The 13,828-nt window shown below is 42.9% G+C and carries 15 protein-coding genes; 11 read left to right on the forward strand and 4 right to left on the reverse strand.

The window, feature by feature from the left end; all coding sequences use genetic code 11:
* Positions 1 to 97: 97 nt before the first annotated feature.
* Entirely contained in the window at positions 98 to 2,866 is a 2,769-nt protein-coding gene (locus B050_RS0109615; protein WP_018473706.1) for a putative LPS assembly protein LptD, read from the reverse strand.
* 64 nt (positions 2,867 to 2,930) lie between these two features.
* Here B050_RS0109615 and B050_RS0109620 point away from each other — a divergent pair, with 64 nt between their 5' ends.
* The 3 genes from B050_RS0109620 to B050_RS0109635 all read left to right on the forward strand — a co-directional run bounded on the left by B050_RS0109620 (position 2,931) and on the right by B050_RS0109635 (position 6,860).
* Positions 2,931 to 3,731 (forward strand): N-acetylmuramoyl-L-alanine amidase family protein, encoded by an 801-nt coding sequence (locus B050_RS0109620; RefSeq protein ID WP_026235769.1) that lies wholly within the window; start codon positions 2,931 to 2,933, stop codon positions 3,729 to 3,731.
* A gap of 558 nt (positions 3,732 to 4,289) precedes the next feature.
* Positions 4,290 to 5,909 (forward strand): acyl-CoA carboxylase subunit beta, encoded by a 1,620-nt coding sequence (locus tag B050_RS0109630; RefSeq protein ID WP_018473709.1) that lies wholly within the window; start codon positions 4,290 to 4,292, stop codon positions 5,907 to 5,909.
* Between the two features lie 99 nt (positions 5,910 to 6,008).
* Positions 6,009 to 6,860, forward strand: coding sequence for a transglutaminase-like domain-containing protein (locus tag B050_RS0109635; protein ID WP_018473710.1), 852 nt, complete (start codon positions 6,009 to 6,011; stop codon positions 6,858 to 6,860).
* 24 nt (positions 6,861 to 6,884) lie between these two features.
* Here B050_RS0109635 and B050_RS0109640 read toward each other — a convergent pair whose 3' ends face one another.
* Positions 6,885 to 7,514 (reverse strand): 4'-phosphopantetheinyl transferase family protein, encoded by a 630-nt coding sequence (locus B050_RS0109640; RefSeq protein ID WP_018473711.1) that lies wholly within the window; start codon positions 7,512 to 7,514, stop codon positions 6,885 to 6,887.
* Positions 7,515 to 7,554: 40 nt separating this feature from the next.
* On the opposite strand from B050_RS0109640, the gene B050_RS0109645 reads away from it, so the two are divergent.
* Genes B050_RS0109645 through B050_RS0109660 form a run of 4 tightly spaced genes read left to right on the forward strand, consistent with a single transcriptional unit; the run spans position 7,555 to position 10,272 of the window.
* Positions 7,555 to 8,475, forward strand: coding sequence for a WD40 repeat domain-containing protein (locus B050_RS0109645; RefSeq protein WP_026235770.1), 921 nt, complete (start codon positions 7,555 to 7,557; stop codon positions 8,473 to 8,475).
* Positions 8,476 to 8,512: 37 nt separating this feature from the next.
* Positions 8,513 to 9,442 carry a DivIVA domain-containing protein gene (locus B050_RS0109650; RefSeq protein WP_018473713.1) on the forward strand — a complete coding sequence of 310 codons (930 nt, stop codon included), beginning with the start codon at positions 8,513 to 8,515 and terminating at the stop codon, positions 9,440 to 9,442.
* Positions 9,443 to 9,444: 2 nt separating this feature from the next.
* Complete coding sequence (gene folB / locus B050_RS0109655; protein WP_018473714.1) at positions 9,445 to 9,810, forward strand: dihydroneopterin aldolase; 366 nt, start codon at positions 9,445 to 9,447, stop codon at positions 9,808 to 9,810.
* Positions 9,811 to 10,272, forward strand: coding sequence for a DUF4268 domain-containing protein (locus tag B050_RS0109660; RefSeq protein WP_018473715.1), 462 nt, complete (start codon positions 9,811 to 9,813; stop codon positions 10,270 to 10,272).
* On the opposite strand, the gene B050_RS0109665 is transcribed toward B050_RS0109660, so the two are convergent.
* Together B050_RS0109665 and B050_RS0109670 are read right to left on the reverse strand one after the other, a co-directional pair.
* Positions 10,267 to 10,767 carry a DUF6265 family protein gene (locus B050_RS0109665; protein WP_018473716.1) on the reverse strand — a complete coding sequence of 167 codons (501 nt, stop codon included), beginning with the start codon at positions 10,765 to 10,767 and terminating at the stop codon, positions 10,267 to 10,269. The genes B050_RS0109660 and B050_RS0109665 overlap by 6 nt on opposite strands.
* A gap of 9 nt (positions 10,768 to 10,776) precedes the next feature.
* Entirely contained in the window at positions 10,777 to 11,103 is a 327-nt protein-coding gene (locus tag B050_RS0109670) for a HesB/IscA family protein (RefSeq protein ID WP_018473717.1), read from the reverse strand.
* Positions 11,104 to 11,204: 101 nt separating this feature from the next.
* Here B050_RS0109670 and B050_RS0109675 point away from each other — a divergent pair, with 101 nt between their 5' ends.
* Genes B050_RS0109675 through B050_RS0109690 form a run of 4 tightly spaced genes read left to right on the forward strand, consistent with a single transcriptional unit; the run spans position 11,205 to position 13,530 of the window.
* Positions 11,205 to 11,726 (forward strand): DUF7935 family protein, encoded by a 522-nt coding sequence (locus B050_RS0109675; protein ID WP_026235771.1) that lies wholly within the window; start codon positions 11,205 to 11,207, stop codon positions 11,724 to 11,726.
* A gap of 16 nt (positions 11,727 to 11,742) precedes the next feature.
* Complete coding sequence (locus tag B050_RS0109680) at positions 11,743 to 12,159, forward strand: YkvA family protein (protein ID WP_018473720.1); 417 nt, start codon at positions 11,743 to 11,745, stop codon at positions 12,157 to 12,159.
* Between the two features lie 34 nt (positions 12,160 to 12,193).
* Positions 12,194 to 12,814: a thioredoxin family protein gene (locus tag B050_RS0109685; protein WP_018473721.1), complete on the forward strand. Its 621-nt coding sequence runs from the start codon at positions 12,194 to 12,196 to the stop codon at positions 12,812 to 12,814.
* Positions 12,814 to 13,530 carry a Rossmann-fold NAD(P)-binding domain-containing protein gene (locus B050_RS0109690; protein WP_018473722.1) on the forward strand — a complete coding sequence of 239 codons (717 nt, stop codon included), beginning with the start codon at positions 12,814 to 12,816 and terminating at the stop codon, positions 13,528 to 13,530. The genes B050_RS0109685 and B050_RS0109690 overlap by 1 nt, the downstream gene beginning before the upstream one ends.
* Positions 13,531 to 13,828: the final 298 nt, after the last annotated feature.

The following is a 13,828-nucleotide window of genomic DNA, read 5'->3' on the forward strand; positions in this document are numbered from 1 at the left end:
CGATGGGTTTTTGCTGCCTGAGAATAGGGTATATCGTCGAATATCCCCATGCACTACAGTTTTAGCCTTCAACCATCCCATCCATTAAGTCGCGCTATCAATAATCAAAGAAAGAACGTCTTCTTGATACTTTAAGGTCTTGCAATATGCTCGCTTTCACTCGGATGTCGATATTATAGCTGGTAAATGCTCCAAAAGGAATCCAGCTCACATTCATCTGCCAGCAGTGTAGGTCACGGGCGATGCCTATCATTGTTTGGGTGATCTTGTCTGTGCTAAAATCAAAACCCGTATTAAAGTTCACTTTCCACTTGTCCGAGAGACTGACATCTCCTGATACATTCAGTGCCTGGGTGATATTGGTATCCCCTGTGCGGTCGCTCTTGCTATAGCTGAGGTTGTAGCCGTAATTGATATTCCATGGAATGCTCCAGTCGATATATTGCCCGGGGTCATTGGCAATCCTGTCTATCTCATTTTCCACAAATTCGTTCATCTGCCCACCTTGATCCAGAAACTCATTAGTCAGTTCCTCACGGGTATCGGCAGGGGTTTTTTCAGCTCCTCTAGGATTGAAACTGCCGTTCAGGTTTAGATTGGCCCGGCTGATGGAGCCAAGGCCTTGTCCTGCTTGCCATGCGTATTCATTCATACGTCGGTAGAGAGTGGATTCGCTGGTTTCATCATAGTAGCTGGTGGTGGCGTATGGGTTGAGGGTGGCCGATAGTGCTACGGATATTTTATTGTCAAAGAAGGTGGTCCTGGTACTCATGCTTATCGGTGCAAGCTTAAAAGAATCCGCTACGAAATTGTAATTGGTAGAGATATTGAAAGATTGCAGCAATGGGAATTTCTTAGTGGTGACTTCAGCAGTATCGCTTTCCACGCGCTTTTTGGCTTCCAGCGTGTTTCTTAGGGAGATGTTCAGCGATCTAGATTCGCCTCTGGGCGCTCCACCATATAGGAAGCCCTGGAATCGGCTGTAAAGCTCCTCATCCCCTTCCTCATTGACCTGCACACTCTGGTAATAGCCGTAGCTTGGGTCGGAGAAGTCAGGCGTAAATGACATTCCCACGGTCGGCTGAAGGTGATGTCGAATGGCCTCAATTTTTGATCCTGGCTTGAATTTATAGAAACCATAAATATTCGTAGCCATATTAAAGGAGGTATTATAATAGCCTACCCGGCTAAAACCATTCTCCAGTACCTTATCCACTCGCTCTTGCGGAGCATTATAGAAATAGTTGATCCGATCAAAATACCATAGTTCGGTATATTGAAACCCGGCTGTTCCTGTAAAATACTTAAATAATGTAAAGTTGGAGGAAACAGGAATAGAGTGACGGAAACCGTTATCCGCCTGCTTTAATAGTTTCGGGAGGTTGGCCCAAGTAAATGGGATGACATCCGGGGCTTCTAGGTCGTCCTCAAAGAAGTCATCCTGAAAATAATCGTTTTCCACTCCTAATACAGACTCTTCAGCATTGTCAATGGAGTTTTGAGCCGTGAAGTTCCATGCAAAATTAAGTGTTTTCAATGGCTCAAAAGTGGAATTGCTAAATGGGGTCTGCCTATTCATATTGACAGATATATCTGGGAGGATTAATGTCACCTCCTCAGTTTGCACATTTTGTGAATGCCTAAGGTTAGCGGACATACTAAATGGCGTACCGGTAAAGGTTTTACTATAGGAGATATTGGAAGTAAATTCCGATTGAGTATTCCTGACGTAGCTATTTGGGTTGACCACTATATTATTATAATTGGTCGTACCAGCATTAACAGAGGCTGAGAAGCGAGAATTGCCACGCGTTTCCGGAGTATGAGACCAGTTGACCCACATGGTGGTATAGTCGAGAGGCTCTGCGTCAGTTTCGGGACTGCGGAATTGTTGAAAATCAATATTAAATCCACCGCTATATCGGTACCGCTTCTTATAGGCAGTCGCTAATTTTGCTCCATAGCCTCCTTTGGAGTAGATCTCGCCCGTCAGCCGGGTATGTACATAGTCACTGAAGGCAAAATAATAGCCGAAATCCCTTAGGTAAAAACCTCTCCGCTGTTCTTCCCCATAGGAAGGGATGATGATGCCAGAAACCTGCTCTTCTTTTTGGTCTGGAATAAAGCCAAAAGGGAGACCCAATGGAGTGGGAATTCCGTTGAAATAAAGGTTGAAAGGCCCGGAAATGGTTTGTTTGCCTTCCACGGACTTTAGTTTCTTGGAAGAGATATGCCAGTGTGGTTCTGCCAGATTACAGGTGGTATAATATCCGTGATAGAGATAGACATTACCATCGTTATCTTTTTTCACTATTTCCCCACGTAATAAGCCGTCCTGCTGTTCGGTGACCACATCAGAAATAATGGCTTTCTTAGTCTTGAAATTATACCTCATTTCCTTTCGGATCTCATAGGTGCTATTTCCTTCCTTAAATATCGGATTCCCTTGGACAGTTCCAGTGGTATCACTTATACCAGAGGCATAGAGCTCGTTTTTTTCCCAATCGATCTCAATATAGTCCGCATCCAAACGGATATTACCGTACTCAAACCAAGCCTGTTTGTAGAGAAATACTTTTTTTTGCTTAAAATCAGATAAAATACTGTCTTCTGCTGCATATTTGATGACGGTTTCGATATCACCCTTAGGCACAACCTTTGCTGTGTCCGATTTAGGGATGCTGTCCAATACCGCCAAACTGTCCATAAGGGAGGGAAGTGGCCTTTCCGGCAAGGGGGATAAGTCAGGAGCAACAATTTCCTTTTCGGCACCCGACTGCTTCTGGAGCCGTCTTTGACCGTAGGAAATCTGTAGGCTAATGACTATGAGGAAAAAGGAAAGATACGCTACCTTAATATTCTGCACAGATTTACTTCTATTTGCTTCAAAAATTTATGAATTTTGCGTAAAGTTAAGCTTATTAATGTTTATGAAACGAACCAGTGTCAAAAATCTTATAATAATTCTTTTTCTGACTAGCATAGCATTGCTGTCCTCTTTTGTCCCCACAGGGGAAGGAGAGCGGGAATTTAAGTTGCGAAGAGTGGTCATCGATGCTGGGCATGGGGGGAAAGACCCCGGAACTCTTGGCAGTAGGTCCAAGGAAAAGGATGTTGCCCTTTCTATCGCTCTGCAAGTGGGAGCCTATATCGAGAAATATCTGCCGGATGTGGAGGTGATTTATACCCGAAAGACCGACGTCTTTATTGAACTAAAGGAAAGAGCTAATATCGCCAATCGTAATAAAGCTGACCTTTTTGTGTCGATTCACTGTAACGCCGTAAAGGGCTCCAATGCCTATGGCACTGAAACCTATGTCATGGGTGCAAATCACTTTGACCGTAACTTCGATGTAGTAAAGCGTGAAAACTCAGTGATCCTGATGGAAGATGGCTATGAGGAAAACTATGAGGGCTTTGATCCCAATGCCCCGGAGTCCTATATGATGTTTAACCTAATCCAAAAAGCCTATTTTGCCAACAGTCTTTCCTTGGCTCAAAAAGTGGAAAATGACTTCAAGACCAGAGTTAACCGTCATAGTAGAGGCGTAAAGCAACTACCGCTCTACGTATTATGGACCACAAGCATGCCTTCCATTTTGATTGAAACAGGCTTTTTGTCTAATTCTACTGAAGAAAAATACCTCAATAGCGAAAATGGCCAAGCTTATTTGTCTTCCGCCATTTATCGATCCATAAAAGCATATAAAGAAGAAGTCGAAGCATATTAATTCTAATTGGAGGTTTAGCTTTCTATCATTTAGGGCGCTAAACTTCTAATCAGACCTTATCGAAGTAATTTTTTTTTAGAACTCAGGCAGAGGGCTTTTTTTGCCTGGGTTCCATAGTTTAGCCTTACAGGCTGAAATATCATGATTATTCAGCCTAATGATCTTTTATTTCCATTGGAGGTAAGGTTTTTTGCAGGAGGAATCAAGCTCGATTTTTTTAGGCCTTCTATATTTTATCGCACTATTTTAAATTCAGTTCTTAAATCCAGTTCCTGGCTGCGGAGTGGTTTTTAGCATATTTCTTTAGAGAACGAAATGATGGCTGTGGAAAATAGCATTATTCTTGAACGTGTTGTGAGGATAGTGATATGCCTGTGGCTGCTATCTTAGGGAGAAATTATAGACAATTTAAATTCCCCTTTTTTTATTTCCCTCCAAAAAGCTGATTTTTAAAGAAACGACTCTGGTGTTGTAATGGGGAAGGGTTGAAGGCTGGCTGCTATTATTTATGGAAATTTTCTATATTAGGACTAGTGACAATACAAAAGATATAAACCCATGAAAGATTCAAATAAGGAGCAGCATTTGGCGCTGCTGGAGGAGCTGGTAAGAAAGCTAAGCGAAGTAAAGAAGGGCGGCGGCGAAAAGCGTATGGAGAAAGAGCATGCAAAAGGAAAGCTGACGGTCAGAGAGCGCATAGATTTTTTGATGGATGAGGGGGGGCAGTTTTTGGAGATAGGAGCTTTTGCGGCAGATGGCATGTATGAGGAGGAAGGAGGCTGTCCGAGTGCAGGCGTAGTGACGGGTATTGGCCGGGTGAGTGGCCGGATGTGTGTGATCGTGGCCAATGACGCTACCGTCAAAGCGGGCGCTTGGTTTCCCATGACCGCAAAGAAAAACCTAAGAGCTCAGGAAGTAGCGATGGAGAATAGGCTCCCAATAATCTACCTGGTGGATAGTGCCGGGGTATTTTTGCCAATGCAAAACGAGATTTTTCCAGATAAAGAGCATTTTGGGAGGCAATTTAGAAACAATGCCAAGATGTCTGCGATGGGAATCGTGCAGGTAGCTGCTATAATGGGGAGCTGTGTGGCTGGAGGAGCCTACCTGCCCATTATGTCTGATGAGGCATTGATAGTGGATAAGACAGGATCCATTTTTTTAGCGGGATCTTATCTGGTTAAGGCCGCAATTGGGGAGACCATAGACAATGAAACCTTGGGTGGAGCCACGACACATTGTGAGATCTCCGGGGTGACTGACCAGAAGTATGAAACAGATCAGGCGTGCCTTGAGGCTATACGGAGGATATTTGAGACTTTAGGAGCTCCAGATCTTGCAGGATTTGACAGGCAGGAGCCTTCCGAGCCAGCTCTTCCTACTGAGAAAATATTCGAACTGTTTCCAGCCGAGAGGGTGAAGCCTTATGATATGGAGCAGGTATTAGAGACTTTGGTGGATGCCGGGACCTTCGATGCCTATAAGCCTACTTATGGCCAGACACTAGTCTGTGGCACTGCAAGAATCGATGGCTGGGCAGTGGGTATTATCGCCAACCAAAGACGGGTGGTTAAGACCAGTAAAGGGGAGTTGCAAATGGGGGGAGTCATCTATTCTGATTCAGCCGATAAAGCCGCCCGCTTCATCATGAACTGTAATCAGCGGAAAATTCCACTTTTATTCCTCCAAGATGTGAGTGGATTTATGGTGGGAAGTAGGGCTGAGCACGGAGGAATCATCAAGGATGGAGCGAAGATGGTCAATGCAATGGCCAATTCGGTGGTGCCAAAATTCACCATCATCCTAGGCAACTCCTATGGCGCGGGAAACTACGCCATGTGCGGTAAAGCCTATGACCCAAGATTGATCTTCAGCTGGCCTAGCGCCCAGATGGCTGTAATGTCTGGGGCCTCTGCCGCTAAAACTTTATTGCAAATTAAGGTCTCTTCCTTGAAAAAACAGGGTAAAGTAATCTCCCCCGAAGAGGAAACAAAATTGCTGGATGAAATTACCCAAAAATATAAAGAGGAGCTCAGCCCCTATTATGCCGCCGCCCGCTTATGGGTAGATGGAGTGATTAATCCTCTGGAAACCAGAAGGATTATATCCATAGGGATAGAAGCAGCGAACCATTCACCCATTACTGAGCGTTTTAATGTAGGAGTTATACAAACTTGATTGTAAATTTGATTGATTTTCGCCTCAAAAAACACCCATTTATAATAAAATTAAAAGGCTTTTGGAGGGAAATACGGAAGTCGAATACAGATAGATAATATGGAAAAGCTGAGTGAAAAGGAGCTACATGCGCTGGTGTCTCTTCTCGATGATACAGATAGAGAAGTGAAGGATCATGTGAAAGGGAAAATCATATCTATGGGAAATGATGTTATTCCTTTTTTAGAGCAGAAGTGGGAGAATAGTTTTAACCCTGACTTACAGAGAGAAATTGAAGAGCTTGTGCATGAGCTTCAGTATAGCTTACTGAAAGAGCGCTTGGAGCAGTGGCTGCTGTCTGAGGATAGGGATTTGCTTCAAGGATTATGGATTCTAAATACCTATCAATACCCCGATCTGGAATTTGAGACGATCAATGCAGAGATGAATCAGATCTATTTTGAGGTGTGGACGGCCTTTGATCAGAACCTTACCGCCTTTGATCAGGTAAGACAAATCAATAACGTCCTTTTTAACCAGCTGAGGTTTTCGGCGAATACCAAGAATTTTCATTCTCCAGGTAATAGTATGATCAGTAATGTGCTGGACACCCGAAGAGGAAATCCCATTTCGCTCTGTGCTATTTATTATTTGGTTGCTCAGAAGTTAGGCCTACCGGTATATGGGGTGAATCTCCCCAACCTATTTGTGCTCACCTATAAATCCGCTGAGACCACTATTTATATCAATGCCTTCAACAAGGGCTTGATCTTTAGCCGTCAGGATATTAATAATTACCTTCAGCACTTGAAGATAGAGCCCAGAGATGAGTTTTTTGAGCCTTGCAGCAATTTGGATATTGTGAAGCGGACCTTACGAAATCTAATCGTGGCATTTGAAAAACTTGGGGAGCCACATAAAGTGGAGGAAGTCCGAGAATTATTGGCTATTCTTGAGCCGCCAATGTATTGATAAGGCCGTTGAGGCTAGTCGGTATTACCAGATGGTATAGGTGAGCACGAGGTCCTTTTCTTGCTCCACCTTCACCGCATAATAGTGATCGGCAAATTCGGTGTGATAGATTTTTCCTTTGACCACCTTATCCTCTGCGCAGAAGGGCGAAAGGAGGATGTTTTGGCGTAGGCTAATTCCCTTTCGACCTTGGCATTTGAAGATTGACTCCTTAGCCGACCAGGCGATAGTATAAAGTAAAGGATCATTATTGAGAAAATCCATCTCGGATGGGTCCAGGAATTTGGGTCCCAGGCGTACCACTTTCTCTTTGATATAATCAATATCTATACCCACGGGCATTTCCTTATGAAAAATTGCTGCTGCTAAGCCCTGAGTATGGGTGAGAGAGACATTGCCATAATTATTCATCGGGTAAGATTTGCCATGTTCATCCTTATAGAAGCCTGGGTAATCCAGGTTTATGGCATCTAGCGCCGCTTTTATAGCGATTCGTGCTCCTTTCCATTCTTTCTTCTTGTCAGGATGACTGATATTGGCGAAGGAAAGTTTTTCCCGGAAACTTAGGAAATCTACGGGCTTATTTTCCTCCTCATCAATATTCTTAATGGCCAAAGCAGATAAAGGACTTATTTTTTCTATTTTTGCTAGCATACAGCAGGCGAGGAGTGATGTTTGATTATTGTTGCAATATATGTCAAAAATTCAAGTAAATAAACTAAATACCCTTACCGGTCATAATGACAGCGTTTATGCGCTGGTAGAAGGTGCAAATCCTAGGTATTTTTACACAGGAGCTGGTGATGGATTGGTGGTACAGTGGGATTTGGACCAGCCCAAAGACGGAAAATTAATTGCTAAATTACCCCATTCCGTATATGCATTGGAGGTGAATATAGAGAATAACCTCTTATTTATAGGGCATAACTATGAGGGTGTGCATGTGATCGACCTTAATACCAATCAGGAAATCTGGTCACTGAAGATTACCGATGAGGCTATTTTTGATATCAAGACTTTTGGAAATAAAGCCTTTGTGGCGACGGGAAGTGGGATGATCATCGTTCTGGATATTCAGGAGCGTTCGGTAATAAAGCATCTCAAAATAGGAGAGAAGAATATTAGAGTGATGGATATCAATCCTCTCCAGCATCATCTAGCAGTGGGAGCGAGTGATCATTCTGTCAAAATTTTTGATCTGCGGAATTATCAGGCGCTTAGCCATATGGATGACCATACCAATTCGGTATTTGCCCTGCGGTATTCCCCCGATGGAGAGACGCTGATTACTGGTGGTCGTGATGCTCACCTGAAAGTTTGGTCCAGCGCTACATACCAGCTGCAAAAAGACATCGTTGCTCATATGTTTGCGATCAACTATCTCGACTTTCGGGAAGATGGCAGATATTTTGTAACTTGTAGTATGGACAAATCCATCAAACTGTGGGATTCTGCAAGCTTTGAGCTCTTGAAGGTGATTGATAAGTCCAGACATGCCGGTCATGGTACCTCCGTCAATAAGGTGATTTGGAGTCGCTATAATCAGCAGGTCATTGCCATAAGTGATGATCGGACCATTTCTATCTGGGAGATCGATCTGGACCAAATGCATTAACCATTCCAACTATTAGGCATTAGAAAATTTAAGTTATATGAAAATAACACCCTTAGAAATACGCCAGAAAACATTTGAAAAAATCTTTCGGGGATATGATAAAGATGAAGTGAATTCTTTTTTAGTGACTCTCTCTCAGGAATGGGAGCGGGAAATGGATGAAAAAAGGGAGCTGAAAATCAAACTGGAACAGGTACAAAAGGAATCTGCCAAATTGAGAGAAGTGGAAGACTCTCTCTTCAGAACCCTCAAAGCGGCTGAAGATACTGGTGCCAGCATCATCGAACAGGCCAATAAAACAGCCGAGCTTATTCTAAAAGAAGCTCAGATGAATGCCGATGCCATCCAAGCTGAATCAAAAAATAATTCCCGCAATATCGTAGATGAAGCGGAAACCAAGGCGAAGGGGATCATTGAAGATTTGAAGGAAGACGTGAAGGTGTTGGTGGATAATTATGAAGCGTTGCTTTCTCAAAGGGAGATGCTCGTGCGTAATCTAAAGAAAATGGCCAGCGAAAGCCTTGACAATATCAGCCAGTCTCAGGATGATTTTAAGCGTATTGATATGGATGTGCACCATAAAGCAGTGAAGGACCTTAACCGTCAATCTTCCTCCTTTGCTCCTGAGCAGGCATCACGCCAGCCCAAAGAAAGGTCGCATACTTTTGTAATTGAAAATAAAAAAGCGGAATCGGAGCCTTCAGAACATGAATCTCCAGCAGCGGAGCTTGCTGAACCTATCCCTAGCGCAAGCCCGGTAGAGTCTTCACTGGTTATAGATTTGAGGGAGGAAGAAACTCCGAAGATACCAGAGGTGAAAGTGGAGGAAAGCTCCCCTGCACCAGAGCCAGAGCCAGAGCCGATCATGGAAAAGGCAGAGCCGAAAGCCACCGAGGTGCCCAAACCCAAAGAGGATCTGCCAGCTAGCAAAAAGAGTTCGGGTTCGTTTTTTGATCAATTTGACTGAAAATGGGGAAAGTATCGCTTGAGGGAATAGAATTTCATGCATTTCATGGGGTATATAGTGAGGAGAAGAAGCTTGGAAACCGCTTTACGGTGGATATCCACGTAGAGACTGACTTTAAAAAAGCCATGCTCGAGGATAAGCTGGATGACACTGTTGACTACAGTCGCCTGTACCAAATAGCCAAGGCGCATATGCAGGAGCCTGTAAAACTGCTAGAGCATCTAGGGCATAGGATCGTTCAGGATATTTTGGCGTCTTACCCGGGGCTTCCCAAGGTGCAGATTACTATCAAAAAACACAATCCAGCTTTGGGAGGTGTGGTGAATTTTTCGGTAGTTACCGTTTCCTACCCAGAAGATTATAGATAAGTGTACACAAGAGCTGAAATCACAAAGACCAAGACTGATTTTTGGACCACTTTTGGCCAATATATGAAGCCGGTACCTTCTGCCGAAGGGCTTAAGGTAAATTGGCAGAATTATAAAACACACGTTCCTCAGGTGTTTTTTCGCATGAAAGCAGAGCGTGATTTTGCCTCCATAGGTATAGAGATCAATTTTAAGGATCTGGAGATGCAGGAGCTGGTTTTTGAGCAGTTCCAAACCTTCAAAAAACTGCTCGAAGGTGCACTTGGAGAGGAATGGCAATGGTCCCTTCATAGTACAGATGACTATGGCAAGGTCACTTCCAAAATCCAGAAGACCCTACCCAATGTCAATGTGATGGAGCAGGAAGATTGGAGTGAAATCATTTCCTTTTTGAAGCCTCGGATCATTGCCCTGGATGAGTTTTGGTCCAATGTCAGGCCCGCATTTGAAGGCTTTTTATAGGCTATTGAGCGAATAGTTAAAGGTTTCTATAGAGGAATTGCCTTCATGCTCAATGATTAATTGCAGGGTCATTTGATCATCTTCCCGAGAAATAGTCAAGCCATCGAAATAAGCCGTCTTTCCCTGAATCTTGATAAGTTTAAATTCTTCCCACCGATCTTTTTCTTCCCAAGGGGAATAGTCCTCACCATAATGTTTGAGCTTCAAATATAGCCGACCCTCTGCATCATTGGTTAAGGCCATATATTCGGTGAATATCAATTCGCCTTCACTAAAAAATCTAAAGATGCCATTCATATGGCCTTCTTTTTCGGGTAGCCATATTTCTTCACAAAATCCCCCAAGCCCTTCTCCTTCCCAGTAGCCTGTCATCCAATTAAGTTCAGCCACTGCTGCTACTGAAGAAGGCTCGTTTTCGACCAATTGCAGGACTTCCTGAGCTCTAAGCGTGGTACAAGCCAAAAGGTACAGGAGAATGGATAAGGTGGTTTTCATAGCATCTACTTAGGTGGCTGGGTCTAAATCATGTCGCTTAGGAATGTCTGGATTGACAAAGGTGAAGCCTCTAGCGTCATCCCCTTCATAAAAATCAATCTGCATGCCCATTAGAAACATCACATGCCGTTTCTCGATCAGCACTGGGATTCCTTCCAACTGAAAGGATTCATCTCCTTCTTTATTAAGGTCAAAACCCAGTGCGTAAGACATGCCGCCACAACCTCCTCCTTTTACCCCGACCCTTAAGGCGTAATCTGTTGGGATATTCTTATGAGTCATGATATTTCTGATCTCCTCCTGCGCTTTTTCAGTTATCGTAATAGGTATTAGCATAAAATCTAAATGTTCAAGGCACGATTATAGTTCAAAAATAATCATAAATAGGCAACTTGTCTTTGATATATTTGTGATATTCGGGATTAAAATACAAACTGATGGAATACATTTTTGCTCTATTGAAGATTGTTTTGCCAGCTGGGCTGGTCATTTACGCCATGTATTTGGTGATTATATCTTTTATTCGAAAAGAAAGAGAGGATCGATTAATAGATTTCAAAACGCAGAATACCAAGGTAGTAATCCCCCTTAAACTTCAAGCAGGGGAGCGACTTTGTTTATTATTAGAAAGAATCAGCCCCAATAATTTGGTGCGTAGGTTAAATGATCCTACCTATACCGCTGGCGAGCTGCACGGCCTTTTATTGCAGGAAGTAAGAAATGAGTTCAATCATAATTTCTCGCAGCAACTTTACTTTTCCGATGAAACCTGGGAAAGTATTCGTAATGCCGTGGAAGAAGTGATCTCCCTCATCAACTCGGCCATGCAAGATGTAAGCGTCGATGATAAATCAGTGGTTTTGGCAAAGAAGGTTTTTCAATTGTCACTTGGCAGAAAAAATGACGGCATATCATTTGCTTTGACTAAAGTGAAGGATGAAATTAGATTTTACTTGTAAGCTATAATAACCAACCATGGAAAATACAAGCAACGAACATAAGACCCTGATCGGAAAGGTAAAGCGGAACTATCAGGGAAAGGCGGAAAAGATCGCCAAAAGTAAAGAGAAAATACATGAATTACTGGAAAGGGTGGGCTCAAAAATCCATCTTTTGGCTGATAATCCCACCGTCAAAGAGGCCAAAATGTACCTGGACGTGGTGGTAAGAATGATCCGAGCCTATCAGCGAAATGAATATCGAGCCTTTAGCTCCAAATCGTTGATTTTATTGGTGGTAGGTCTGCTTTATTTTGTGATGCCCTTTGATATAATCCCTGACTTTATTGCGGGCTTGGGCTATGTCGATGACCTGTCGGTCCTGCTGGCTATCACCAAGAGCATGCAATCCGACATTGAAGCTTTTTTGGATTGGGAACGAACAAAAGTTTGATTCTTACCGTTAATCCGAAAAATATAACTTAATTATGACTGACCATTCCTCCTTGATTACCCGTGAGCTTCTTGACCGTTCTATGGACTATGCCACGTACCGTAATCTGATCGATACCTTATTAATAGAGAACAAAACTACCGGTGAAAATCACTCTGAAGTCATGCTGGATTATACCAGAATCAATGTGCAGAGAATGAAACGCTGGGACAAAACCTCTAAGATCAGCGAGGAGGCACAGTCCGTCGTGGAGGCTATAGATAGCCCTCAGACTTGGCTGGTGCTTACGGAAGCTTGGTGTGGTGATGCGGCTCAGAATATGCCATATTTGGAGAAACTGGCCTCACTAAATCCTTTACTTAAAGTAAGGTACCTGCTTCGGGATGAAAATCCTGCTTTGATGGATGCTTTTCTGACCAATGGCGCTAGATCCATTCCTAAAGTGATCGGCCTGGATGAGGACAGTTTGGAGGTATTATTTGACTGGGGACCCAGACCTAAGGAATTGCAGGATCTCATGCTGGCTTATAAGCAGAATCCTAATGGGGAATCTCCTGAGGATTTTAAGAAAAGCGTACACCTTTGGTATGCTAAGAATAAAAATCAACACTTAGAAAAAGAATTTGTCGACTTACTTAGTCAGAAATTAGTCTAATGAAAAAGCTAGCGATCGTATCTGGAGCATCAGGATTGGTGGGAATGCAACTGTTACATCAGTTGTTTTCCGACCCCACATTTTCATATGTCCTGGTGGTGAGCCGGCGAGATCTAGCGATCAAACATCCCAAGCTGCTGCAGTTAGTGGTGGACTTCGGGACTCTTCCTCAGGTCAGCTTGATCGGAGAGCTTAGAAAACAAAATATCGGTGGGGATCTCCATCAGCTTATCGTTTCATTGGAGAAATTTGAGTTGGAAATCCAGGGCTTCTGTGCTCTTGGGACGACGATAAAGAAGGCAAAATCCAAGGAGAATTTTTATAAGATCGATCATGATTATGTGATCAATTTTGCCAAATGGACGCATCAATGGGGAGCGAAGAAGTTTCATTATGTGAGTGCTCTGGGTGCAGATCAGACTTCATCAGTTTTTTATAGCAAGGTAAAAGGCGAGGTTGAGCAAGACCTCAAATTGATACCATTTGACTATTTAGGGATTTTTAGACCCTCGATTTTATTAGGGGATAGAAATGAGTCCCGCTTAGGGGAGAGTATTGGTAAGCGGCTGGCCAGCTGGGTGACGGCAGTGGGCATTTTGAAGAAATATAAACCTATTCATGCCTATCAAGTAGCCAAAGCCATGATCCATCAGGCACATACGGATGAATTGGAAGTGGTTAAAGTGATCAATTCCAGTGAGATGCAGATTTTTTAAATCTAAGACAAGTTAAATTTTTTCGAGGAATAAGATTTTTTTATACCCTCAAATATGCATATTTTAATTATTAATCTTCATTTCCTGATTTCTTTAGACAGTTTTTATTGAATTATGCCTATTTTTTTGATAATATGGGCTCAAAGAGCTTGTCGACAGTGTTTAATCCTCAATTATTCTAGATATTTGATCTGAATTTTATTCAATCAGCCTCTGATCAAGTATGTAGGTATTGCCCTGATTCCTTCTTAACGAGATACAGCCAAAACCACTAAACAGTGAGGAGAAGAAAATTGTA

It is taken from the genome of Echinicola pacifica DSM 19836, assembly GCF_000373245.1.
In the GTDB taxonomy this organism is placed as follows: Bacteria; Bacteroidota; Bacteroidia; order Cytophagales; family Cyclobacteriaceae; genus Echinicola; species Echinicola pacifica.

Coding starts and splice junctions, on each gene's coding strand:
- B050_RS0109620 (WP_026235769.1), top strand. CDS start 2,931: ATGAAACGAACCAGTGTCAAAAATCTTATAATAATTCTTTTTCTGACT.
- B050_RS0109630 (WP_018473709.1), top strand. CDS start 4,290: ATGAAAGATTCAAATAAGGAGCAGCATTTGGCGCTGCTGGAGGAGCTG.
- B050_RS0109635 (WP_018473710.1), top strand. CDS start 6,009: ATGGAAAAGCTGAGTGAAAAGGAGCTACATGCGCTGGTGTCTCTTCTC.
- B050_RS0109640 (WP_018473711.1), bottom strand. CDS start 7,514: ATGCTAGCAAAAATAGAAAAAATAAGTCCTTTATCTGCTTTGGCCATT.
- B050_RS0109645 (WP_026235770.1), top strand. CDS start 7,555: ATGTCAAAAATTCAAGTAAATAAACTAAATACCCTTACCGGTCATAAT.
- B050_RS0109650 (WP_018473713.1), top strand. CDS start 8,513: ATGAAAATAACACCCTTAGAAATACGCCAGAAAACATTTGAAAAAATC.
- folB (WP_018473714.1), top strand. CDS start 9,445: ATGGGGAAAGTATCGCTTGAGGGAATAGAATTTCATGCATTTCATGGG.
- B050_RS0109665 (WP_018473716.1), bottom strand. CDS start 10,767: ATGAAAACCACCTTATCCATTCTCCTGTACCTTTTGGCTTGTACCACG.
- B050_RS0109670 (WP_018473717.1), bottom strand. CDS start 11,103: ATGCTAATACCTATTACGATAACTGAAAAAGCGCAGGAGGAGATCAGA.
- B050_RS0109675 (WP_026235771.1), top strand. CDS start 11,205: ATGGAATACATTTTTGCTCTATTGAAGATTGTTTTGCCAGCTGGGCTG.
- B050_RS0109680 (WP_018473720.1), top strand. CDS start 11,743: ATGGAAAATACAAGCAACGAACATAAGACCCTGATCGGAAAGGTAAAG.
- B050_RS0109685 (WP_018473721.1), top strand. CDS start 12,194: ATGACTGACCATTCCTCCTTGATTACCCGTGAGCTTCTTGACCGTTCT.
- B050_RS0109690 (WP_018473722.1), top strand. CDS start 12,814: ATGAAAAAGCTAGCGATCGTATCTGGAGCATCAGGATTGGTGGGAATG.